General features: G+C 68.1%; 20 protein-coding genes. 8 read left to right on the top strand and 12 right to left on the bottom strand.

The genetic code is table 11. The features are described from left to right. Positions 1 to 6: 6 nt before the first annotated feature. Genes RIB45_RS16705 through holA form a run of 4 tightly spaced genes read left to right on the top strand, consistent with a single transcriptional unit; the run spans position 7 to position 4,762 of the window. Positions 7 to 516 (top strand): DUF3576 domain-containing protein, encoded by a 510-nt coding sequence (locus RIB45_RS16705; protein ID WP_350051666.1) that lies wholly within the window; start codon positions 7 to 9, stop codon positions 514 to 516. Between the two features lie 50 nt (positions 517 to 566). Continuing rightward, entirely contained in the window at positions 567 to 3,131 is a 2,565-nt protein-coding gene (gene leuS, locus RIB45_RS16700) for a leucine--tRNA ligase (RefSeq protein WP_350051665.1), read from the top strand. Positions 3,132 to 3,153: 22 nt separating this feature from the next. Continuing rightward, complete coding sequence (gene lptE, locus RIB45_RS16695) at positions 3,154 to 3,711, top strand: LPS assembly lipoprotein LptE (protein WP_350051664.1); 558 nt, start codon at positions 3,154 to 3,156, stop codon at positions 3,709 to 3,711. A 7-nt stretch (positions 3,712 to 3,718) separates the two neighbouring features. Beyond that, positions 3,719 to 4,762 (top strand): DNA polymerase III subunit delta, encoded by a 1,044-nt coding sequence (holA, locus tag RIB45_RS16690; protein WP_350051663.1) that lies wholly within the window; start codon positions 3,719 to 3,721, stop codon positions 4,760 to 4,762. A 14-nt stretch (positions 4,763 to 4,776) separates the two neighbouring features. Here holA and RIB45_RS16685 read toward each other — a convergent pair whose 3' ends face one another. The 6 genes from RIB45_RS16685 to RIB45_RS16660 form a co-directional block, all read right to left on the bottom strand. Continuing rightward, a complete protein-coding gene (locus RIB45_RS16685) occupies positions 4,777 to 5,772 on the bottom strand; it encodes a ParB/RepB/Spo0J family partition protein (protein WP_350051662.1) in 996 nt (331 codons plus the stop codon). After that, positions 5,772 to 6,596 carry a ParA family protein gene (locus RIB45_RS16680; RefSeq protein ID WP_350051661.1) on the bottom strand — a complete coding sequence of 275 codons (825 nt, stop codon included), beginning with the start codon at positions 6,594 to 6,596 and terminating at the stop codon, positions 5,772 to 5,774. The genes RIB45_RS16685 and RIB45_RS16680 overlap by 1 nt, the downstream gene beginning before the upstream one ends. After that, positions 6,553 to 7,221, bottom strand: a complete 669-nt coding sequence (rsmG, locus tag RIB45_RS16675; RefSeq protein WP_350051659.1) for a 16S rRNA (guanine(527)-N(7))-methyltransferase RsmG — start codon at positions 7,219 to 7,221, stop codon at positions 6,553 to 6,555. Before rsmG ends, RIB45_RS16680 begins: the two co-directional genes overlap by 44 nt. Positions 7,222 to 7,235: 14 nt before the next feature. Then, complete coding sequence (gene mnmG / locus RIB45_RS16670) at positions 7,236 to 9,104, bottom strand: tRNA uridine-5-carboxymethylaminomethyl(34) synthesis enzyme MnmG (RefSeq protein WP_350051658.1); 1,869 nt, start codon at positions 9,102 to 9,104, stop codon at positions 7,236 to 7,238. A 176-nt stretch (positions 9,105 to 9,280) separates the two neighbouring features. Then, the gene (gene mnmE / locus RIB45_RS16665; RefSeq protein WP_350051657.1) at positions 9,281 to 10,636 is read right to left on the bottom strand and encodes a tRNA uridine-5-carboxymethylaminomethyl(34) synthesis GTPase MnmE; all 1,356 of its coding nucleotides are present in this window, start codon (positions 10,634 to 10,636) and stop codon (positions 9,281 to 9,283) included. A 27-nt stretch (positions 10,637 to 10,663) separates the two neighbouring features. Then, entirely contained in the window at positions 10,664 to 10,948 is a 285-nt protein-coding gene (locus tag RIB45_RS16660) for a DUF6489 family protein (RefSeq protein ID WP_350051656.1), read from the bottom strand. Positions 10,949 to 11,060: 112 nt separating this feature from the next. Here RIB45_RS16660 and RIB45_RS16655 point away from each other — a divergent pair, with 112 nt between their 5' ends. Together RIB45_RS16655 and RIB45_RS16650 are read left to right on the top strand one after the other, a co-directional pair. After that, positions 11,061 to 13,154 (top strand): thioredoxin domain-containing protein, encoded by a 2,094-nt coding sequence (locus RIB45_RS16655; RefSeq protein ID WP_350051654.1) that lies wholly within the window; start codon positions 11,061 to 11,063, stop codon positions 13,152 to 13,154. A gap of 52 nt (positions 13,155 to 13,206) precedes the next feature. Beyond that, positions 13,207 to 14,181: a quinone oxidoreductase family protein gene (locus RIB45_RS16650; RefSeq protein WP_350051653.1), complete on the top strand. Its 975-nt coding sequence runs from the start codon at positions 13,207 to 13,209 to the stop codon at positions 14,179 to 14,181. Positions 14,182 to 14,549: 368 nt separating this feature from the next. Here the strand turns inward: RIB45_RS16650 and hemW are convergent, their stop codons facing one another. From hemW to rph, 3 genes are read right to left on the bottom strand one after another with little or no spacing between them, the layout of a single operon-like run. Further along, entirely contained in the window at positions 14,550 to 15,701 is a 1,152-nt protein-coding gene (gene hemW / locus RIB45_RS16645) for a radical SAM family heme chaperone HemW (protein ID WP_350051652.1), read from the bottom strand. Between the two features lie 16 nt (positions 15,702 to 15,717). Then, a complete protein-coding gene (gene rdgB, locus RIB45_RS16640) occupies positions 15,718 to 16,332 on the bottom strand; it encodes an RdgB/HAM1 family non-canonical purine NTP pyrophosphatase (RefSeq protein WP_350051651.1) in 615 nt (204 codons plus the stop codon). A gap of 34 nt (positions 16,333 to 16,366) precedes the next feature. Further along, positions 16,367 to 17,083, bottom strand: coding sequence for a ribonuclease PH (gene rph / locus RIB45_RS16635; RefSeq protein ID WP_350051650.1), 717 nt, complete (start codon positions 17,081 to 17,083; stop codon positions 16,367 to 16,369). Positions 17,084 to 17,361: 278 nt separating this feature from the next. On the opposite strand from rph, the gene hrcA reads away from it, so the two are divergent. Further along, a complete protein-coding gene (hrcA, locus tag RIB45_RS16630) occupies positions 17,362 to 18,414 on the top strand; it encodes a heat-inducible transcriptional repressor HrcA (RefSeq protein ID WP_350051649.1) in 1,053 nt (350 codons plus the stop codon). Positions 18,415 to 18,593: 179 nt separating this feature from the next. Then, positions 18,594 to 19,328 (top strand): nucleotide exchange factor GrpE, encoded by a 735-nt coding sequence (grpE, locus tag RIB45_RS16625; RefSeq protein ID WP_350051648.1) that lies wholly within the window; start codon positions 18,594 to 18,596, stop codon positions 19,326 to 19,328. Between the two features lie 433 nt (positions 19,329 to 19,761). On the opposite strand, the gene rho is transcribed toward grpE, so the two are convergent. The 3 genes from rho to hemH form a co-directional block, all read right to left on the bottom strand. Next, complete coding sequence (gene rho / locus RIB45_RS16620; RefSeq protein WP_350051647.1) at positions 19,762 to 21,036, bottom strand: transcription termination factor Rho; 1,275 nt, start codon at positions 21,034 to 21,036, stop codon at positions 19,762 to 19,764. A 327-nt stretch (positions 21,037 to 21,363) separates the two neighbouring features. Further along, entirely contained in the window at positions 21,364 to 21,786 is a 423-nt protein-coding gene (gene hemJ / locus RIB45_RS16615) for a protoporphyrinogen oxidase HemJ (protein ID WP_350051645.1), read from the bottom strand. A 44-nt stretch (positions 21,787 to 21,830) separates the two neighbouring features. Next, on the bottom strand, positions 21,831 to 22,862 hold the full coding sequence (gene hemH, locus RIB45_RS16610; protein ID WP_350051643.1) for a ferrochelatase: 1,032 nt from the start codon (positions 22,860 to 22,862) through the stop codon (positions 21,831 to 21,833). Positions 22,863 to 22,914: the final 52 nt, after the last annotated feature.

Below are 22,914 nucleotides of genomic sequence, written 5' to 3'. Positions count from 1 at the left end.
GCGCCGATGCGTGTTTTTATTTCGCTGATTTTATTGGCGTTTTTGGCGACCGCTTGCGGCGGGACGCGGGACCCTAACGCCGGTCAAGACATCGACGACCGCCGGCGCGCGGAACTCGGCAGCATCTTCGGCACGCAGGGCATGCTGGGGTCCGGCGGCGACGGGGGCGGCGGCGCCCCGGGGATCGCGGTCAACAGCTATCTGTGGCGGGCGTCGCTCGACACGATCAGCTTCTTTCCGATGGCTCAGGTCGACGCCTTCGGCGGCGTCATCATCACCGAATGGTATTCCATGCCGGAGGCGCCGAACGAGCGCTACAAGCTGGACGTCTACATCCTGGGCCGGGAACTGCGCGCCGACGGCGTGCGCGTTGCGGCCTTCCGGCAGGTGCGCGGGGCCGACGGCGAATGGCGCGACGCGCCGGTCGCCGACGATACGGCCGCCAAACTGGAGAACGCCATCCTGACCCGCGCGCGCCAGATGCGCATCGAGACCCGCGCCCAGGTCGGCGAGTGACGCCGGCGCGGCCGGCCGATGCGCCTCAGACAAATAAGAGCTTTGGACCGATGAGCCGTTACGATTTCCGCGTGATCGAACCCCATTGGCGCAAGGAGTGGGAGGCGCAGGACGTCTTCCGCGCCGACGACCGGTCCGAGCGTGAGAAGTACTACGTCCTGGAGATGTTTCCCTACCCGTCGGGCCGCATCCATATGGGCCATGTGCGCAATTACGCCCTCGGCGACGTCGTGGCGCGCTACAAGAAGGCGCGCGGCTTCAACGTCTTGCATCCGATGGGATGGGACGCGTTCGGTCTGCCGGCGGAGAATGCGGCGATCGAAAACAAGCGCCCGCCGGCGGAATGGACCCGCGAGAATATCGCGGCCATGCGCGAACAGCTTAAGGGCCTGGGCCTGTCGATCGACTGGGGCCGCGAAATCGCGACCTGCGAGCCCGACTACTACAAGCACGAACAGAAGATGTTCCTCGACTTCCTGAAGGCGGGCCTCGCCTATCGGAAGGAGAGCTGGGTCAATTGGGACCCGGTGGATCAGACGGTTCTGGCGAACGAGCAGGTGATCGACGGCAAGGGCTGGCGCACCGGCGCGCCGGTCGAGAAACGCCGCCTGGCGCAGTGGAACCTGAAGATCACGCAGTACGCCGAAAGTCTTTTGTCCGCGATCGACGACCTGGAGCGCTGGCCCGACAAGGTTCGGCTGATGCAGCGCAATTGGATCGGCAAGTCGTCGGGCGCGCGCATCCGCTTTGCGCTGGCCGAGCGGGAAGAGACGGTCGAGGTCTTCACCACCCGACCGGACACCTTGTACGGCATGTCCTTCCTGGCGCTCTCGCCGAACCATCCGGTGAGCGAACGGCTGGCGGCGGAGGATCCCGCGCTCGCCGACTTCGTCGCGGAGTGCAACCGCATGGGCACAAGCGAGGAGGCCGTCGAGCGCGCGGAGAAAAAAGGGTATCGGACGCCGCTCGAGGCGCTGCACCCCTTCACGGGCGAGCGCTTTGCGGTTTATGTCGCGAATTTCGTCCTGATGGAGTACGGTGCGGGAGCCGTTTTCGGCTGTCCGGCGCACGACCAGCGCGATTTGGATTTCGCCAGAAAATACGATCTGCCCGTCCTTCCGGTCGTGGCGCCGGAAGACGTGGCGGCGGATGCGTTTTCCGTCGCGGATGAGGCCTATGTCGGGCCGGGTCGGCTGATCAATTCCGATTTCCTCGACGGCCTGTCGGTCGAGGAGGCCAAACGCGCCGTCATCGGGCGGTTGGAAGAGCTCGGCGCGGGCGAGGGGACGATCACCTATCGTCTGCGCGACTGGGGCGTCTCGCGGCAACGCTATTGGGGCTGCCCTATTCCGGTGATCCACTGCGAGCGCTGCGGCGTCGTGGCGGTTCCGGAAGATCAGCTGCCGGTCGTGTTGCCGGAGGACGTCTCATTCGACAAGCCGGGCAACCCGCTCGACCACCATCCGACCTGGAAGCATGTCGACTGTCCGGACTGCGGCGCGGCCGCCCGCCGCGAGACCGACACCTTCGACACCTTTTTCGAAAGCTCCTGGTACTTCGCGCGCTATTGCGACCCGAACAACGAGGCGATCGGCTTCGATGCGGACAAGGCCGGCTATTGGCTGCCCGTCGATCAGTATATCGGCGGGGTGGAGCATGCGGTTCTGCATCTTCTCTACAGCCGCTTCTTCACGCGCGCGCTCAAGGATTGCGGCTATCTCGACATTGAGGAGCCGTTCGCCGGGCTCTTCACGCAAGGAATGGTGTGCCATGAGACGTTCCGCGATCAGGACGGCAAATGGCTGTTCCCGAGCGAAGTGACCCGGACGGGCGAGGGGGCCTTCCGCGCCTCCGACGGCGCGCCGGTCGAGATCGGGCGCTCGGAGAAAATGTCCAAGTCACGCAAGAATGTCGTCGACCCGGTCGATATCGTGGAAACCTACGGCGCAGACACCGCGCGGCTTTTCATGCTGTCCGACAGTCCGCCGGAACGCGATCTGGAATGGACGGAAGCCGGCGTCGAGGGCGCCTGGCGCTACGTCAATCGGATCTGGCGCGCGATCGCGGACGCCGACGAAGGGGTGATGGCGTCGGCGGACGCCCCGCGGCCCGACTCGCTCGGCGAGGCCGCCGCGACGCTTGAGAAGCTGGCGCACAAGACGATCGACGGGGTGACCGCCGATCTCGAGCGCTTTCACTTCAACCGGGCCATCGCGCGGATTCGCGAGCTGTCGAACGCGGTGCTTGAGCTTGAGGGGGACGGTCCTGACGCCGCCTGGGTTCGGCGCTTCGGCTGGGAAAGCGTGATCCGTCTGCTCAATCCCATGACGCCGCACCTGACCGAGGAGCTGTGGCGCCGACTGGGCCGCGAGACGATGTTGGTCGCGCTGGATTGGCCGCAGGCGGATCCCGCCCTCGTCGTGGACGATCAGGTCACCGTTGCGATTCAGGTCAACGGCAAGCTGCGGGCGACCATCGACTTGCCGCGCGACGCGGCCAAGGAAGACGCGGAGGCGGCCGCGCTGGCCACGGAGAACGTGCGTCGGGCGCTCGACGGCAAGGATCCGCGCAAGGTGATCGTCGTGCCGAACAAGATCGTCAATGTGGTGATCTGAAGGATCGAGGGACCGTCGCGCCATGGCCCACCCCACCCGCCGCGCCGAACGGCGCCTGATCCTGCAGCGCGGCGGCGCCTTTGCGTCGACCGCGGCGCTCGGCCTCCTAGCGGCGGCCTGCGGCTTTCAGCCCGTCTACACGCGGCAGCGCACCGACGCCGGACCGATGAGCCCGACGGCGGACCTCTACGCGATCAATGTCGTGCCGATCGCCGATCGGGAAGGCCAGCTGCTGCACAATATGCTGCTCGACCGGCTCAACCCGAACGGCCGACCGCAGCAGCCGCTCTATCAACTCGCGACCGTCCTGACCGTTTCCGTCTCCAATCTCGGCGTCCTGGCCGATGCGACGTCAAGCCGCGCGCGGGTCCGTGTCACAGCGTCGTCGACGCTTTCCGGCGCCGGCGATCCGCATCAGTTTCGGGTCGAGGCGGTCAGCAGCTTCAATATCACCGAATCCGACTACGCGACGGTGGCGGCGGAAGACGCGGCGATCGAACGGGCGTTGCAGACCATCGCCGACAAGCTGTCGCTCAGGTTGGCCGCCTTTTTCCGGAAAGCGCGGGCGCAACAGGGCTGATCTGGGCATGAAGCTCGGGACCAACCAGATCGACGGCTTCGTGCGGAAACCGCCTGCCGGCCTGCGCGCCGCTTTGGTTTTCGGCGAGGACGCCGGGCTGGTGCGCGAGCGGGTGGACGCGTTGGCGAAGTCGGTGGTCGTCCAGTTGGACGACCCGTTCCTGGTCGCCGAACTGACCGGTGAACAGGTGGCCGAGGAGCCCGCGCGCTTGGCTGAGGAGGCGGCGGCGATCGCCATGACCGGCGGGCGCCGCGTCGTCCTTGTGCGCGACGCCGGGGACAAGGCGATCGGAGCGTTCAAGGACTTCGTGGAGGATCCGGTCGGCGACGCGCTGGTGATCGCCTGGGCGGGCGCGTTGGCGTCGAAATCGGCGCTGCGCAAGCTCTTCGAATCGGCGGCGAACCATGCGGCCGCCGTTCCCTGCTATATGGACGATGCGGGCGCCGTGGCGCGCCTCATCGACGAGCGGCTGAAGGTCGACGGGGTGGCGATCGATCCGGACGCCCACCGGTTTTTGATCGATCATCTCGGCTCCGACCGCGCCATGAGCCGGTCGGAGATCGAGAAGCTCGCGCTCTATGCGGGTCCGGGCGGCCGCCTCACGCTCGAAGACGTCACCGCCGCTGTCGGGGACAGCGCGGCGACGGCGCTGGACGACGTCATCTACGCGGCCGCCGACGGCCGCTCCGACGCGCTCGATCGCGCGATCGAGCAGGGCTTCGCGTTGGGACTGAGCGCCATTCCGATGGTGCGGCAAACGGCGGCGCATCTCATGCGGTTGCGCCAGATGCGGGGCGCCGTCGACGCGGGACGGCCGCCGAAAAGCGTGGTCGACGGCGCGCGCCCCCCGGTCTTCTGGAAGAATAAGGATCCGATGACGGCGCAATTGACGCGGCTCGACGCCGACACGCTGGCGGAGGCCCTCACGCTTGCGTTGGAGGCGGAAGCGCAGTGCAAACGCTCCGGCGCGCCGGACCAGCTGGTCGCGAGCCGCGCCCTGCACCAGATCGCCGCCCTGGCGCGCAGGGCCGGCGCGAAAGGACGGCGATAATCGATTGACCCGCCTTACATTTCGACGTCTTCGCGGGCGGCGGCGCGCACGGCGCTAAGGCGCCCCGCCACATCATCCAACTGGTCGAAGTCGTTGAAATGGATCGTGATTTTTCCCGCCTCGCCGCCGTCGGCGGCGCCCTTGACCGCGATGTCGACCTTGAGGCCGAGACTGTCGCCCAGCCGGCGCTCCAGCGCGCGGGTGTCCGGGTCCTTCTCCGCGACCGCCTTCTTAAGCCGCTTCATGCCGACGCCGGCCTTGGCGTCCTGGACCAACTTTTCCGTCTGACGGACGTTGAGACCCTTCTTGACGATCTCATGCGCGAGCCCGGCGGCGTCCGAGGCCCCGATCAGCGCGCGTGCGTGCCCTGCCGAGAGGAGCCCGTCGTCCAACATGCTCTTCACCTCCTCCGGAAGACCGAGCAGGCGCAGGAGGTTCGCGATATGGCTGCGGCTTTTGCCGACCGCCTTGGCGAGCGCGTCCTGAGTGTGACCGAACTCGTCCATTAGGCGTTGATATCCCTCGGCCTCCTCGAGCACCGTGAGGTCCTCGCGGTGGATGTTCTCGATCAAGGCGATCTCGAGCGAGTCCGCGTCGCTCAAGTCCTTGATCAAGACGGGCACTTCGTGCAGCTGGGCGCGCTGGCACGCGCGCCAGCGGCGCTCGCCGGCCACGATCTGGTAGCCGTTGGTCTGGTTCGGATCGCGCCGCACCAGCAGCGGCTGTAAGACGCCTTGGCTCTTGATCGAATCGACCAGCCCGTCGATCGCCGCGTCGTCGAAGCGTTTGCGCGGTTGATCCGGATTGGGTCGGATCAACTCGATCGGCACCAATTTGGAGGCGCGCGGCGCGCCGGCGAACGCGTCGTCTCCGCCGGTCACCGCCGCCGCTTCGGCCGGGTCGAACGCGCTCGCGTCGGTCTGATCTTCGCCGTAGCCGCCGCCGGCCTCGCCGAACAGGGCGTCCAGGCCGCGACCGAGGCCGCGTTTCTTTGGCTTTTCCGCCGTCATCACGCGCTCACCCTCCGTTCGCGCTTCAGCACTTCGCTGGCCAGATGGATGTACGCCTGCGAGCCCCGGCAGGCCATGTCGTACAACAGGACCGGCTTGCCGTAGCTCGGCGCTTCGGAGATCCGCACGTTGCGCGGGATCATGGTCTCATAGACCTTCTCGCCGAAATGCGCGCGCACATCCGCAGCGACCTGGTCGGAGAGATTGTTGCGCTTGTCGTACATCGTCAGGATGACGCCCTGGATGTCGAGGCGCGGGTTGAAGGCGCGCTTAACCCGTTCGATCGTTCGCACCAGATGGCTCAGGCCTTCCAGCGCGTAGAACTCGCACTGCAGCGGCACCAACACCGCGTCGGCGGCGACCAGGGCGTTCAGCGTCGTCAGGCCAAGCGCCGGCGGACAATCGATCAGCACGTACTCGAACCGGTCCTTGAGGCCGCCCAACGCGTCCTTCAGGCGATATTCGCGGCGGTCCATATCCACCAGCTCGATCTCCGCCCCGGCCAGATCGACCGAGCTGGAGACGAGGGAGAGATTGGGGATGCTCGTCGGGACGACGGCGTCGCCAGCCTTGGCGCGCCCGACGAACAGATCGTAGGCGGTGACGGTCCGCAGCCGTCGGTCGATCCCCAGGCCGGTGGAGGCGTTGCCCTGGGCGTCGATGTCGATGATCAGGACCCGCTTGTCGCACGCGGCGAGCGCGGTGGCGAGATTGATCGCGGTGGTCGTTTTTCCGACGCCGCCCTTTTGATTGGCGACGGCGATGATGCGCGGCTCCCCGTTAGCCTTGGGGCGCGTCATGGACTCCGGAATCTGTGCGAACATCGGCGAAATCCTCGATGATCAAGATCGCGCCGTCGGGGTCGGTGGATGACGGGGCGATTCGATATTTTATATACCATGCGGATTTCGCATCGGTCAATTCATCTTGAAGCCTTTTTCCTTTCAAGAAGACGCACGGCGTGTGCGGACCGCACGTCGCCTGCACATAGCGGAGCAGGTCTGAAACCGAGGCCAGAGCCCGCGCCGTGACGACATCCGCCTCCAAAGGGCCGAGGGTTTCCAACCGCTGGGCGCGCACCGTCACCGTCGCCGAAAGACCCATGACACGCGCCGCCTCCCGCAGGAAGGCCGCCTTGCGTTGGTCCGCTTCGACGAGCGTCACCGTCTCGACGCCCCGCTCGCGACCGATCGCCGCGAGAACCAGGCCGGGGAACCCGCCGCCGGATCCGAAGTCGGCGAGGCGGCGAGCGTTCGCGGGAAGCTGGTCCGCCGCTTGCGCCGAGTCGAGCATATGCCGGGTCCAAAGCTCTGGGAGGGTCTTCGGGCCGATCAGGTTGATCCGCCGTTGCCATTTGGCCAGCAGCGTCGCGAAAGCCGACAGGCGGTCCGTTGTTTCACGTGAAACGCCTGTTCTTTCGCGAAAGGCGGCGGCGGAATCGCCGGTCACAGGGGCGCGCCGAATCACGCTGCGGCCGCAGCCTGACGGCGTTTGACGTGACGCAGCAAGGCGACGACCGCCGCCGGCGTGACGCCGGGCAGCCGGGCGGCCGCTCCCAGGGTGCGCGGGCGCGCGGCGCTCAGCCGTTGGCGCATCTCGGCCGACAGCCCTCCCACCGCGTCATAGTCCAGATCCCCCGGCAAAGACAGCGCTTCATCCCGGCGATAGGCGCGAATATCGGCGTCCTGGCGCGCGAGGTAGCCGGCGTACAGCGCTTCGATCTCAAGCTGCCGCGCCAGCCGCGGCGGGACGCGCTGAAGCTCCGGCCAAAGCGCGCTGAGTCTTGCGACGTCGATCTCCGGGAACGCCAACAGCTCGAACGCACTGCGTACGACGCCGTCTTGCTTGACCCCGAATCCCGCCCGCGCCAATTCGGTCGGGCTGGCCCGGAGACCGTCGACGAGGGCCTGCGCCGCCGCAAGCGCCGCGCGCTTCTCGCGCCACGCCGCCTGACGCGCCGCCCCGACGCATCCCGCCTCGATTCCGCGGTCGGTCAGCCGCTGATCCGCATTATCGGCGCGCAACCGCAATCGATACTCGGCGCGCGACGTGAACATGCGGTAAGGCTCGTCGGCGCCGCGTGTGGTCAGATCATCGATCAAAACGCCGATGTAGGCCTCAGCGCGATCGAGCAGAAGCGGGGCGGCGGCGCCCAGGGCGCGCGCGGCGTTTAGGCCGGCGAGCAAGCCTTGCGCGGCCGCCTCTTCATATCCGGTCGTGCCGTTGATCTGGCCGGCCAGATAAAGGCCCGGCACCCGACGCGTCTCCAAGCTCGGCTCGAGTTCGCGGGGATCGACGTGATCATATTCGATCGCGTAGCCCGGCTCTAGAATCCGCACCCTCTCCAGCCCAGGAATGGTCTCCAAAAACCGCTGCTGGATTTCGGCCGGGAGAGAGGTCGAGACGCCGTTGGGATACACGGTGTCGTCGTCCAACCCTTCCGGCTCAAGGAAGATCTGGTGGCGCGGCTTGTCCGCGAACTTCACCACCTTGTCTTCGATGGACGGGCAATAGCGCGGCCCGATCCCTTCAATATGGCCGCCATACATCGCCGATTCGGAAAGATTGGCGGTAATCAGCGCGTGGGTTTCGGGCGTGGTGTAGGTGATGGCGCATGCAATTTGCGGCGTGACGATCTTATCCGTCAGGGTCGAGAAGGGCTCGGGCGCGTCATCGGCCGGCTGGCTTTCCAAGCCGCTGTAATCGATGGTGCGCCCGTCCAGCCGCGGCGGCGTTCCGGTCTTCAAACGACCGAGCGCGAAGCCGGCGCGCGCCAGGGTCGCCGCCAGGCCGACGCTGGGGGCGTCGCCGACGCGCCCGGCCGGGATGCGCTCCCGTCCGCGGTGGATCATCCCCCGTAGAAAGGTGCCCGCGGTCAACACGACGGCGCCGGCGCGCACCGTCTCACCGGCAGCTGTGACCACGCCGACACAGCGCCCGGATCGATCCAGCGCCAGATCTTCAACCGCCGCCTCACGGATCGACAGGCCGGGCTGTTCGGCCAGCAACGCCTGCACGGCCTGTTTGTAGAGCTTTCGGTCGGCTTGCGTGCGGGGTCCTTGGACGGCGGGTCCCTTGCTGCGGTTCAGCAGCCGGAATTGGATGCCCGCCCGATCGGCGGCTCTGCCCATGATTCCGTCCAAGGCGTCGATTTCTCGAACCAGGTGCCCTTTGCCCAGGCCGCCGATGGCCGGATTGCAGGACATAGCCCCAAGGCTGTCGCGTTTGTGAGTCACGAGAAGGGTGCGCGCGCCGGCCCGGGCGGCCGCGGCCGCCGCTTCGCACCCGGCGTGCCCGCCGCCCACGACAATGACGTCCCAAACGCCGCTCATGATGCCGTCCTCAAACCGAGCGCCGCGATCCGGCGCAGCCGCGCCCGGAAAATACGGCCAGTCGGCCGGGAAATCAACGGAGGCGGGCGCCCGCGGCGTTTCACGTGAAACAAATTCCTCCGACGGCGGGCCGCCGGTCCCCGTGTTTCACGTGAAACACCGCCCGCCCCGACCTCTCACTTGCCGATGCAGAAGTCCCGAAAGACCACGTCCAGCAAATCTTCCACATCCACCTTACCGGTAATCCGCCCGATGGCCCGAAGCGCCAACCGGAGGTCCTCCGCCTCAAGGTCCGGGCTCGGCGCCCGCCGCGCCCGCCGCAAGGCGGCCAGGCACTCCGCCGCCGCCTCCCGGTGGCGCGCGCGCGTCAAGCCCGCCTCCTCACCGGCCCCCGCCGCTTCGGCCGCCGCCGCCGCAAGCCGGTCCACAAGGACCTCGATCCCGGCGCCGGTTTGGGCCGACACAAACAGCACCGGCTCGCCGGCGGCCCCGCCGATCCCAGACGCCGCCGCATCCTGCGTCAGCAGATCGCTCTTGTTCGCCACCAGCAGGACGGCCGCCTCCGGATAGGCCGCCCTCGCGTCGGTCCACAGCGCCGGCGCGGCCGGGTCCGTCACCGCCGCCACGCAGACCACCACATCCGCAGCCGCAGCGGCCGCCCGGGCCCGACGGACGCCCTCCGCTTCGATCTCATCGGCCGCCTCGCGCAGCCCCGCCGTGTCCGCCGCCACGACAGGGACCCCCGCCAAATCCAATCCGACCTCGACGACGTCGCGCGTCGTGCCGGCCCGCGCGTGGACGATCGCCGCCTCCCGACCGGCCAAGCGATTGAGCACCGAGGACTTCCCCGCATTGGGCGGGCCGACGATGGCGACCCGCACCCCGTCCCGAAGGCGCTCGGACCGGACGCTCCCTTCTATTTCTTGCGTCAATTCCGCCTCAAGCTGCTGCATCTCGAATTCGTTTCGATCTCGAGACTCGGCCGGCAGATCTTCGTCCGGAAAATCGATCCACGCTTCCGCGTGCGCGGCCAGCCGCATCAGGCGCTCCGCCCACGCCGCGCAGCGTCGCCCAAGCGCTCCCTCGGCCTGCCGCAAGGCCTGACGCCGCTGCGCTTCCGTCTCCGCCTCGATAAGATCGACGACCCCCTCCGCCTGGCTCAGGTCGAGCCGGTCGTTGAGGAACGCGCGGCGCGTGAATTCCCCCGGCTCGGCCAACCGGCACCCGGGCAGCGCCGCGAGGGCGTCCAACAGGGCGGCCCGCACCGCCCGGCCGCCGTGGATATGCAGTTCGGCCGCATCCTCCCCGGTATAGCTGCGCGGCCCCGGAAACCAGAGCGCCAAGCCGTCATCCAGGGCCCGGCCGGATTGCGGATGGCGGAAGACGCGGCGCACGGCGCGCCGGGGCGCGGGGAAGGGCGCGCCGGGCGTCAGCGCGCGCACGACCTCGCCGGCGCTCGGTCCTGAAAGCCGTATGACGGCGATCCCGGCTTTGGCGCCGCCGCTCGCAAGCGCGTAGATCGTCTCCGCCATGGCTGGCCCTGCTCGCCGCGCTCTCGCTCAGCCCTTGTCCTTGCCGCCGCCCTTGCCCGAGGCCCCGCTGTCCGCCCCGGACGGTCCGCCCGCCATCTGAGCCCAAAACATCTTCTGCAAGCCTTCAAGACCCTGCAGGCCGGCCGGCAGCCAGGTGTTGAACAACGCCTCAGGCTCCATCGCTTTCATGTTCGCCTCCATGCGCTCTTGGATCTGGGCCATGAGCGCGGCCTGCATCGGGGCGACATCCGGCAGGCCGAGAAACTGGCGCGCCTCTTCCGGCGTGCAGTCGACGTCAATGGTGATCTTCATGGGCTCACTGCCTTTCCTGCTCGCGGGATCAAGCCCTTATCCTACGGGCGTTGCGCCCTGTCCAGGAGTCCCCACATCCAGACAAGAACTCGCGTCAACCACCAGAGGCCTTATGACACCCGCCGACGGCGACCCGCACGCCCCCGCTTTGCCGCCCCGCAATCTTCTGGCGGAGGAAACCAGCCCTTATCTGCTGCAGCACAAAGACAATCCGGTCCATTGGCGCGCCTGGGGCGCCGCGGCGCTGGCCGAAGCGAAAACGCGCGAGGTTCCCATCCTGCTGTCGGTGGGCTACGCGGCCTGCCACTGGTGCCACGTCATGGCGCATGAAAGCTTCGACGATGCGGAGACCGCGCAGCTGATGAACGCGCGCTTCGTGAACGTCAAGGTCGACCGCGAGGAACGCCCCGACATCGACGCGATCTATCAACAGGCGCTGGCGATGCTCGGCGGCCGCGGCGGGTGGCCGCTGACGATGTTCTTGACGCCGGACGGCGATCCTTTCTGGGGCGGAACCTATTTTCCCAAGGCCGCGCGCTACGGCCAGCCCGCCTTCAAGGACGTGCTGCGCGGGATCGCCGACACCTATCGCGACGCGCCTGAGAAGATCCGAAACAACGTCTCGGCCCTGGCCGACGGATTCCGCAAGCAGGCGGCCCCGCGCGCCGGAGCCGAGATCGATCCCGACACCGCCCGCGGGTGCGCCGAAAAGCTGCTCGAGCTGGTCGACTGGGAGCACGGCGGGATCGGCGGCGCGCCCAAATTCCCGCAACCTACGCTGTTGACCCAACTCTGGGCCGCGGCGGACGGCGGGGCTGACCCGCGCTGTCGCGAGGCCGCGCTGTTAAGCCTGACCCGAATGGCCCAAGGCGGGATCTACGATCATTTGGGCGGCGGCTTCGCGCGCTATTCGACCGACCGGCAATGGCTCGTCCCCCACTTCGAGAAAATGCTCTACGACAATGCGCTGTTGCTGCCGCTGCTGGCGCTCGCCCACAACGCAACCGGCGACGCGCTCTTCCGGCGCCGAGCCGAAGAGACGGCGCATTGGCTGCTAAGCGACATGCAGACCGCCGACGGCGGCTTCGCCAGCGCCCGCGACGCCGACAGCGACGGCCGGGAAGGCGCCTATTACGTCTGGACCGAGGCGGAGATCGATCGCCTGCTCCGGCCTGACGACGCCGCGCTGTTCAAAGCCGTATACGACGTGCGCCCCGAGGGTAATTGGGAGGGCGAAACGATCCTCAATCGCCTGCGCTCGTCTGAGCGCGCCTTATCCGACGATGAGGCGCAGCGCCTCGAGCGCGCCCGCGACGTCCTGCTGGCCGCGCGCGAAACCCGCCCGGCGCCGCTGAAAGACGACAAGATCCTGGCCGATTGGAACGGCATGGCGATCTGCGGCCTGATCGAGGCCGGCGAGCGTCTTGAGCGTCCCGACTGGATCGCAGCGGCGGAGCGCGCCTTTCAGTTCGTCGCCGGCCGCATGGTCGACCGCTCGAAAGGCGAAGACCGACTGCACCACAGCTGGCGCCTGGGCGCGGCCCGCCATGACGGCGTCCTCGACGATTACGTTCAGATGGCGCTCGCGGGACTTGCGCTGCATCAGGCGAGCGGTGAGAGCGCGCCCCTTCGGAAGGCGGAAGGGTGGGCCGAGGCGATCCACGCCCACTTCCACGACGCCCGCCCGGCGGCGGAGGGCGGAGGAGGCTACTTCTTCACCGCAGACGACGCCGACGGGCTGGCGGTCCGCACCAAGAACGCCGCCGACGCCGCAACGCCCGCCGGCGGCGGACAGGTCGTCCAGCTGTTCGCAAAACTGCATCAGACGACCGGCGTCGCCCATTGGGCGGCGCGCGCGGACGCGGTCGTCCGCCGCTTCTCGGGCGAGCTCGCCCGCAACTTCGTACCGTACTCCAGCCTGATCGACGGGGCCGTGCTGCGCGCCGAGGGTCTGCACATCCTCATCGTCGGCGGGCCGCACGACGCGGACGCCCGCGCGCTGCGGCGCGCGGCCGCGCGCGCGCCGGTCGCGCACCGCACAATTCAGCGCCTCGCCCCCGACGCCCGCTTGCCGGACGGCCACCCGGCTGCGGCCAAGGCGGAACGCGCGGCCGGCGGCGCCGTCGCCTACATTTGCCGCGGTCCCGTCTGTCAGACCCCGATCACGGACGCCGCCGCGCTTTCCGAAGCGCTGGACCCGCGCTAGGCTCTCGCCGGCTCATCCGACAACGCACCCGAAAGACAGGAGACACACGCGCATGGCGATGGCGATCCGCATTCACGAGCACGGCGGCCCCGACAAAATGGTCTGGGAAGAGGTCGCCGTCGGCGAGCCCGGCCCGGGCGAGGTCAAGCTGAAACAAACGGTCTGCGGCCTCAATTACATCGACGTCTATCACCGAACCGGACTCTACCCGATGGAGCTTCCCGGCGCGATCGGGATGGAAGCCGCCGCGATCGTCGAGGCGGTGGGCGAGGGGGTCGACGCCTTTCAAGTCGGCGACCGCGTCGCATACGCCGCCCCGCCCGTCGGCGCCTACGCCACCGAGCGCATCATGCCCTGGCATCGGCTGGTCAAACTGCCCGACGCGATCTCCGACGAGCAAGCCGGGGCCATGATGCTGCAAGGGATGACGGTCGAGTATCTGATCCGCCGAACCTACCCGGTGAAGGCGGGGGATACGGTGCTGTTCCACGCCGCCGCCGGCGGCGTCGGGCTGATCGCCTGTCAGTGGCTGAAGCAGATCGGGGCCACCGTCATCGGCACCGTCGGCTCCGAGGAGAAGGCCGAGCTCGCCAAGGCGCACGGATGCGACCACACGGTTCTCTACAACCACGAAGACGTCGCGAAGCGCGTCCACGACCTGACCGACGGCCGGGGCGTGCCCGTGGTCTATGACGCGGTCGGGAAGGACACCGTCGACGCGTCGCTCGACAGCTTGAGCCCGCGCGGCCTTTTCGTCAGCTTCGGCAACGCGTCCGGCCCGATCGAGAATTTCAATCTGGGCGTTCTGGCGCAGAAGGGCTCGCTCTACCTCACGCGACCGACGCTGATGACCTACACCGCAGAGCGCGCGGATCTGGTCGACAGCGCGACCGCACTTTTCGACGCCGTCGCCAAAGGACTGAAAATCGAGGTGAATCAGCGCTACGCGCTCAAGGACGCCGCCCAAGCCCACCGCGACCTGGAAGCGCGAAAGACGACCGGCTCGACGATCCTGCTCCCGGCGTGACGCCGCGCGGGGCGGGCGATCGCCGGCCCGCGCCCGCCGCCGCCCAATCCTCTCCCGGCGCCGAGCGCCGGGAGAGGGTCCGAAAAGCGCCGCCCGGCGCGGGCTGAGGGTCCGACCAAGTCGGGCGCCGCCGCGTTTAAGCCCCTACATGATGGGCTATAGCGGGGTTCGCCCCCAAAATATCGGCGAAAAATCTGCAGATGTAGGCAAAAACCGGCGACACGCCGCGGCCGCGTCCCCGTCGCGTCGAAATCGGACCGAAATAGGCGTCAGCCCTATCACGCTCCGCGCGATGCGCGTCGCTCATCGGGGCCGACCGGGCCGTTTTAGGCGTCACGTCGCACGCGCGCCCCGGCTCCGCGCCACGATTAATCGACGAGATAGCCGAGCAGCGCGTTGAGACGCGGCCGCCCTGTCTTCGTCACCTTCAATGCGCCGTCCGCGAAGACGATCCATCCCTCATCCTGGAGCGCCTTGAGCCGCATCGGGTCAAGCGCGTCGAAACCGCGTCCCGTCTCCTCGACCAACCGCCGCTCCGCCACGCCCTCCGTCAGACGCAACCCCATCAGCAACAGCTCCCGCCGCCGGTCCTCGACGGGCACGAGCGCGCGCTCAGCCAACGCTTCGCCCTGCGACTCGACAGCCTCCAGCCACCGCTCCGGCAGACGCACGCGCGCGGTGGCGACCTTCCCGCCGGCCCCGTCGTCGACGCGGCCGTGCGCCCCGGGTCCGACGCCGGCGTAGTCGCCATAGCGCCAATAGACCAAATTGTGCCGGCTCTCCCCGCCAGGGCGCGCGTGATTCGAGACCTCATAGGCGCAGAACCCTGCCGCCGCGGTCACGGCCTGCGTCGTCTCCCACAGATCGACGGCGGCTTCCTCCTCGGCGGTCATCCGCTCCCCGAGGCGCGCGCGGGTGAAGAAGGCGGTGCCCGGCTCCAGCGTCAATTGATAAAGGGAGAGGTGGTCGCCCGCCCGGAACAGGGCGCCCTCCAACTCGCGCGCCCAGGCGTCCGGGCTCTGCTCGGGCCGCGCGTAGATCAGATCGAAGCTCCAGCGCGGAAAGATCGCGCGCGCCAGATCGACCGCCGCCATCGCCTCCGCGGCGTCATGTTCGCGCCCCAGAAAGCGCAGCGCCCCATCGTCGAGAGCCTGCACGCCGAGCGACACCCGGTTGACGCCGGCCGCCCGGAACGCCTCGAACTTGGCCGCCTCGACGGAGGTCGGGTTGGCCTCCAGCGTGATCTCCACGTCGGCGGCGAAGGGCGTCAGCGCCCGCGCGGCCTCCAGCACGGCGGCGACCGTCTCCGGCGCCATCAGGCTCGGCGTGCCCCCGCCGAAGAAGACGCTCTCGAGCTCAACCCCCTTGCGGCCGTGATACGGCGCCAGCGCCGCCTTGGTCTCTCGCACCAGCGCGCGCGCCCAGCGCGCGTGATCGACCTCGGCGCGCACATGGCTATTGAAGTCGCAATAGGGGCATTTGGCCTTGCAGAAGGGCCAATGGACGTACAGCGCGACCATCGGGGGGCGGCGGCCCTCAGCCAGACTCGAAACAGGCGGCGACCAGCTTCTTGAAGGCGGCCGCGCGGTGGCTGACGGCGTGCTTCTCGCTCGGGTCCATCTCGCCGAAAGTCTCCTCATAGCCTTCCGGCACGAAGATCGGATCGTAGCCGAAGCCCTTTTCGCCGCGCGGCGGCCAGACGATCAGCCCCTCGACCGTCCCCTGAAACACCTCGCAATGGCCGTCGGGCCAGGCCAACGCCAGCGCGCAGACGAAGCGGCCGGTCCGGTCGATGCTGTCGGCCATCGCCTCGTGCACCCGCTCCATCGCCAGGCTGAAATCCTTCTCAGGCCCAGCCCAGCGGGCGGAATAGACGCCCGGCGCGCCTTCCAGCGCATCCACGGCGAGCCCGCTGTCATCGGCCAGCGCCGGCACATTCGCGCCCTCGGCCGCGGCCAGCGCCTTCAACTTGGCGTTGTCGATAAAGGTCTGTCCGGTCTCCTCCGGCTCCGGCAGGCCCAGCTCCCCGGCCGAGACGGGCGTCACGCCGAAATCGCCCAGCAGCGCGCCGATCTCGCGCACCTTGCCGGGATTATGGCTGGCGATCGCCAGCTTGCCGCCGCTCGCGCTCGGATCAAACCGCCGGGCCATCGTCCTCGTCTCCTCTAAGAGCCGGTCGCCGCCGTCAGGCGGACGGGTTAAGCGCCGCCGTTTGCGCGTCCGTCAACTCGGCCACACCCTTCTTGGCGAGGCCGAGGAGCTGGATGAACTGCTCTTCGCTGAAGGGATCCGCCTCCGCCGTGCCCTGCACCTCCACGATGCCGCCGCTGCCGGTGAGCACGAAGTTGGCGTCCGCTTCGGCGTTCGAATCCTCATCATAATCCAAATCGAGCACCGCCGTCCCCTGGTAGAGCCCGCAGGAGATCGCCGCCACGCTGTCGGTCAGCGGATCGGCCTCGATCGCGCCGAGACGCTGCATGTGCCGGACCGCCAGCTTGAGCGCGACATAGGCGCCCGTGATCGCCGCCGTCCGCGTGCCGCCGTCGGCCTGCAGCACGTCGCAGTCAAGGCGGATCTGCCGCTCGCCCAAGCGGCTCATGTCGGTCACGGCGCGCAAGCTGCGCCCGATCAGGCGACTGATCTCCTGGGTGCGCCCGCCTTCGGCCGTGCGCTTGCGGTCCATCCGGCTGTGCGTCGAACGCGGCAGCATGCCGTATTCGGCGGTCACCCACCCGCGGCCGGAATTGCGCAGGAACGGCGGCACCGACTCCTCCACGCTGGCGCAGCACAGCACGTGGGTGTGGCCGAACTTTGCGAGGCAGGACCCCTCGGCGTAGCGGGCGACCTCCGGCTCCAGGACGATCTGGCGAAGCTGATCGGGGGCGCGATTGCTGGGGCGCACGGGGCGTTTCTCCTCTTTAGGGTCGGACGGCCGGTCGACGATGGCGCGCACGCTACCTGCGCGGGCCCCGCGCGTCCAGCCCGGCCCGTCCGGGGCGTAGCGCGTCGCGCCCCGCAACGCCGATTGACGGGGATCGGCGCCGTTTCTACATTTTGATGAGGATCGACGGACTTTCCCGCCGACGCCGCGTCCGGTCACGGGCGCGCCGGCGTATCTTGTTCGCCCAGCGCGTGCGAGCGCCGCCTGCGCCCGCACCGCCAACTGGAAATCGCCGTCAGATGATTTCAGAACTGAACGACAGAAGCCGCGAAATTCTCCGTCTGGTGGTGGAGGCTTTCGTCGAGACGGGCGAGCCCGTCGGCTCGCGCACCCTCTCGCGCCGGCTGCAGCAGCGCCTCTCGCCCGCCACCGTGCGCAATGTGATGGCGGATCTGGAGGACTCGGGGCTGCTCTACGCACCCCACACCTCGGCCGGCCGTCTGCCCACGGACGCCGGCCTGCGGCTCTTCGTCGACGGCATCCTCGAACTCGGCAATCTCACCGAAGGCGACCGCCGCGCGATCGAAGAGCGCTGCTCGGCCACCGGCAAGTCCGTGACGCAAGTGCTGGAGGAGGCGAGCGACCTGATGAGCGGTCTCTCGCAATGCGCCGGCCTCGTCTTCGCCCCCAAGACCGATCAGCGCCTCAAGCATATCGAATTCGTGCCGCTCGGCTCGGGCCGGGCGCTGGTGGTGATGGTCACCGACACGGGCCTGGTCGAAAATCGCGTGATCGACCTGCCGATGGGCTTGCCGGCCTCGGCGCTCAACGAGGCGACGAACTACCTCTCCGCCAAGCTGACCGGACGGACCCTCGACCAGACGCGCGACGCCGTCAGCCAGGAGATCGCCGACAAGCGCGCCCAGATCGACGCATTGACCGCCAAGGTCGTCCAGGCCGGCCTCGCCACCTGGTCGGACGCCAGCGCGGGCGACGGGGTGCTGATCGTGCGCGGGCAGAGCAACCTGCTCAACGACGTCCAGGCGATTACGGATCTGGAGCATATCCGCGCGCTGTTCTCGGCCTTGGAGGCGAAGGAGAACATGCTGCGCCTGCTCGAAGCCGCCGACATCGCCGAGGGCGTGCAGATCTTCATCGGCTCGGGCAGCAACCTGTTCTCGATGACCGGCTGCTCGATGATCGTCTCGCCCTACCTGAACGAGGAGGAGCGGGTGATCGGCGCGATCGGCGTGGTCGGCCCGACGCGCATGAACTACGCCCGCATCATCCCGATGGTCGATTACACCTCCAAGGTGGTCGGCCGGCTGCTCGGCCGGCGCGACGTCGGTTGAGCGGCGGAGATCGCGCGCGGAGAACGGACGGGCAGGGTAGGCAAACGCCGCACGGGCGCCTACATCTCGCGCGGACCTATAGCTCCGGCTCGGGACTTGAGCGGCGCCAAGCTTTCGGCTACAGCCCGCCGCCGAGCCCTGCAAGACATCGCGACAGCACGAAAGGCGGCTTACGACCCATGACCGGCAAGGATCAGGCGAAGAAGACGGACGACCAGACGGCGCACACGGACTCCGCCGAGCCCGGCGCGGCCTCCGAGGCCGAGCGCGCGGCCGAAAAGGCGGTCGACGACGCGCTGCGTCAGGCCCGCGGCGAGGGCCCGGCCGACGCCGACGCGGCCGAGGCGACGCAGGCCGCCTCGGAGGGCGGCGACCCGACCGCCGAAATCGCGCGTCTGCAGGCCGAAAACGCCGAGATGAAGGACCGCATGATGCGCGTCGTCGCCGACGCCGAGAACACCAAGCGCCGGGCGGAGAAGGACGCCGCCGACGCGCGCAAATACGCCGCCTCCTCCTTCGTGAAGGAGATCCTGCCGGCGGTCGACAATCTGCGCCGCGCCGTCGACAGCGTGCCGGAGGCCATGCAGGCCGAGAACGAGACGGTGAAAAACCTCGTCGTCGGCGTCGAGATGACGGAAAAACAGATCCTCGACGCCCTCGCCAAGGGCGGCGTGCGCAAGATGGATCCGAAGGGCGAGAAGTTCTCCTACGATCACCATCAGGCGATCTCGGAGGCGACCGGCACCGGCCAGCCCGCCGGCACCATCGTCGACGTGCTGCAGCCCGGCTACATGCTGCACGACCGCCTGCTGCGCCCGGCGATGGTGGTGGTGGCGAAGGGCGACGCCGGCGCGCCCGCGAACGACGCAAAGGACGGCCCCAAGGATGGGGGCGGGGTCGATACGACGGCGTAAGGACGCCGGGACGCCCGCGCGCAGACCGCTCGCGTCATCGCCATGTTCCGAGCGCGAACGACGTCTCCCGCCCGACCTCCGACACGGCGCCCCCGCGAAGGCGGGGGCCTCAATCGGCGCGCGCCGGCGATGGAGGGGGCTGAGAAAGGTCCCCGCTTTCGCGGGGACTCCCGTTTAACCGCAGCCCGAAACGCATCTCCGTCGTCCCGGTCGGCGGCGCAGCGCGAACGCGCGGACGGCGAACCAAACGCCCTTTACAATCCGACCGCGCCGGCGCCGTGTTCCGAGCGCGAACGACGTCTCCCGCCCGACCTCCGACACGGCGCCCCCGCGAAGGCGGGGGCCTCAATCGGCGCGCGCCGGCCTGGGAGCGGGCTGAGAAAGGTCCCCGCTTTCGCGGGGACTCCCATAAGGGGGCGGGCGGCTGCGGCCCCTACTGGTTCATGCTGTCGAAGAACTCGTTGTTGTTCTTCGTGTGCTTGAGCTTCTCGAGCAGGAACTCCATCGCGTCGACCACGCCCATCGGCATCAGGATGCGGCGCAGGACCCACATCTTGGAGAGCACGCCCTTGTCGACCAAGAGCTCCTCCTTGCGGGTGCCCGACTTGGTGATGTCGATCGCGGGGAAGGTGCGTTTGTCGGAGAGCTTGCGCTCCAGGATGATCTCGGAGTTGCCGGTGCCCTTGAACTCTTCGAAGATCACCTCGTCCATGCGGCTGCCGGTGTCGATCAGCGCGGTCGAGATGATGGTGAGCGAGCCGCCCTCCTCGATGTTGCGCGCCGCGCCGAAGAAGCGCTTCGGGCGCTGCAGGGCGTTGGCGTCGACGCCGCCGGTCAGCACCTTGCCGGAGCTGGGGACGACGGTGTTGTAGGCGCGCGCGAGCCGGGTGATCGAATCCAGCAGGATCACCACGTCCTTCTTGTGCTCGACCAGGCGTTTAGCCTTTTCGATCACCATCTCGGCCACCTGGACATGGCGCTGGGCCGGCTCGTCGAAGGTGGAGGAGACAACCTCGCCGTTGACCGAGCGCTGCATGTCCGTCACCTCCTCCGGCCGCTCGTCGATCAGCAGCACGATGAGGTAGCATTCGGGGTGGTTCTTGCTGATGGCGTGCGCGACGTTCTGCATCAGCATGGTCTTGCCGGTGCGCGGCGGCGCCACGATCAGCGCGCGCTGGCCTTTGCCGAGCGGGGCGATCAGATCGATGATCCGCGTCGACATGTCGCGCTTCGGGCCGCCCTTCTTCTCCAGCGGCTGCTCGAGCTCCAGGTCGATCTTCTCGTCCGGATAGAGCGGCGTGAGGTTGTCGAAATTCACCCGGTGGCGGACCTGATCCGGTTCGTCGAAATTGACCTTGTTGACCTTGAGCAGCGCGAAATACCGCTCGCCGTCCTTCGGCGCGCGGATCTGGCCTTCGACGGTGTCGCCGGTGCGCAGCGCAAAGCGGCGCACCTGGCTCGGCGAGACGTAGATGTCGTCCGGCCCGGCGAGATAATTCGCCTCGGGCGAGCGCAGGAAGCCGAAGCCGTCCTGCAGCACCTCCAGCACGCCCTCGCCGTAAATCGCGACGTCATTGTTCGCCAGCTGCTTCAGGCAGGCGAACATCAGCTCCTGCTTGCGCAGCGCGCTCGCATTCTCGATCTCCAGCTCTTCCGCGTAGGCGAGGAGATCCTGGGGCGATTTCTTCTTCAGGTCTTTGAGATGCATCGGCTTCTTTTCGTCGGCTTGCGCCGGGTCTCTCGGAGGAGGACGCGGCGCACGGGCGCGTGAAGGGAGAGGGATGTCCGCGGTCCGGGCGGCGCGTCGCCTTCAGGGCGACGGTGCGCTCGGCTGACGTGATCTAACGCTTTCGGGACGCGATCGACCGGCGGTTGCTGTATGCGGGCTGAGAGCGCCGCGGGCCGTCGACAATCAGCGCCCGAGGGCGCAGCCGCGACGAGAACGACGCTTCGACAGACATAAGGGCAACTAGCGTCCAAGTCAATCGACGGTTTCGTGACACCCCGCCCGGCGCGCCGCGGCGCGCGCGTCGCCTCAAAACGGCTTCACGATCACCAGGATCACGACGGCGACCATCAGGACGGTCGGGACCTCGTTGGCGATGCGGTAGAATTTGTGGCCGCGCGCGTTGCGGTCGGCCTCGAAATCCTTGCGCCATTTGGCCATCGCCATATGGGCGCCGGTCATGACGACGACGGCCAGCAGCTTCGCGTGGAACCAGGGCTGGGTCCAGGCCTCGATCAGGACCGTGAGCCACAGGCCGAAGATCCAACTGGCGATCATCGCCGGGTTCATGATGGCGCGCAGCAGGCGGCGCTCCATCACCTTGAAGAGCTCCGACTGCTCCGAGCCGACGGCGACCTGCGTGTGGTAGACGTAGAGCCGCGGCAGATAGAGCAGCCCCGCCATCCAGGCGATGATCGAGATCGCGTGCAGCGCCTTCACCCACTCATACATCGATCGCCTCTCCCGGCTGCGCCGGCTTTGGACCCCGGAAGCCTTCAGACCCAGCCGCCCAACTCGCGTTTGACCAGCGTCTCCAGCATCGCCATTCCGGCCTCGCCGTCGTTCAGGCAGGGAATGTAGCGGAAATGCTCGCCGCCATGCTCCTCGAAGGTCTCTCGCAGGCCCATGTCGATCTCCTCCAGCGTCTCGACGCAGTCGGAGGCGAAGCCGGGCGAGAGCATCGCGATCCGTTTGATCCCTTGCTTGGCCAATTGCTCCACCGTCACGTCGGCGTAGGGCTTGAGCCATTCCTTCGGACCGAAGCGCGACTGGAAGACGGTCATGAACCGGTCCTTCGGCCAGTCCAACGCCTCCTGCAGCAGGCGACCGGTCTTTTGGCAGAAGCAGTGATAGGGATCGCCCTTCTGCAGATTCTCCTCCGGCAGCCCGTGGAAGGAGCACAGCAGCATTTCCGGCGGCCCTTCGGCGGTCTCCGCCTCCTCGAGGCCGCGGCGCACCGTCGCGGCCAAGGCCTCGATATAGGCGGGATCGTCGTGATAGGGCGGCAGCGTGCGGATCGCCGGCTGCCAGCGCATCGTCTTCAGGTGATCGAAGGCCTTGTCGTAGGCGGTGGCGGTGGTGGCGGCCGAATATTGCGGGTAAAGCGCCGCCAGAAGGATGCGCCGGCAGCCCGCTTTGCTCAGCCGTTCGACGCCCTCCGCGATCGACGGGTTGCCGTAGCGCATGGCCCAGTCCACGGTCAACTGCGGGTGGCGGTCGGCCAGCCGCGCGGCCAGGGCCTCGCTCTGCGCGCGGGTGAAATGGCGCAGCGGGCTCTCGCCGGTCTCCTCCATCCAGATCTTCGCGTAAGCCTCGCCCGAGCGCTGCGGGCGCGTCGTGAGGATGAGGCCGTTCAGGATCGGCTGCCAGATGATGGGCGGCGCCTCGATGACCCGCCGATCCGACAGGAACTCCTTCAAATAACGGCGCATCGACCAATAGTCGGCGCCGTCGGGCGTGCCGAGATTGATCAGCAGGACCCCGACGCGATCCGTTGTCACAGGGGGATGGTCGGCCGGCCGGTCCATCTCTGGCGTCCTCGCTTTGGGGTCGAATCCGTGCATGGGGTAAGGCGGCTCC

Source organism: Marivibrio sp. (assembly GCF_040218065.1).
Lineage (GTDB): Bacteria > Pseudomonadota > Alphaproteobacteria > UBA8366 > Aestuariispiraceae > Marivibrio.
Note: the sequence above shows the minus strand (reverse complement) of the source record. Positions and strands in the feature narration are given on the sequence as shown.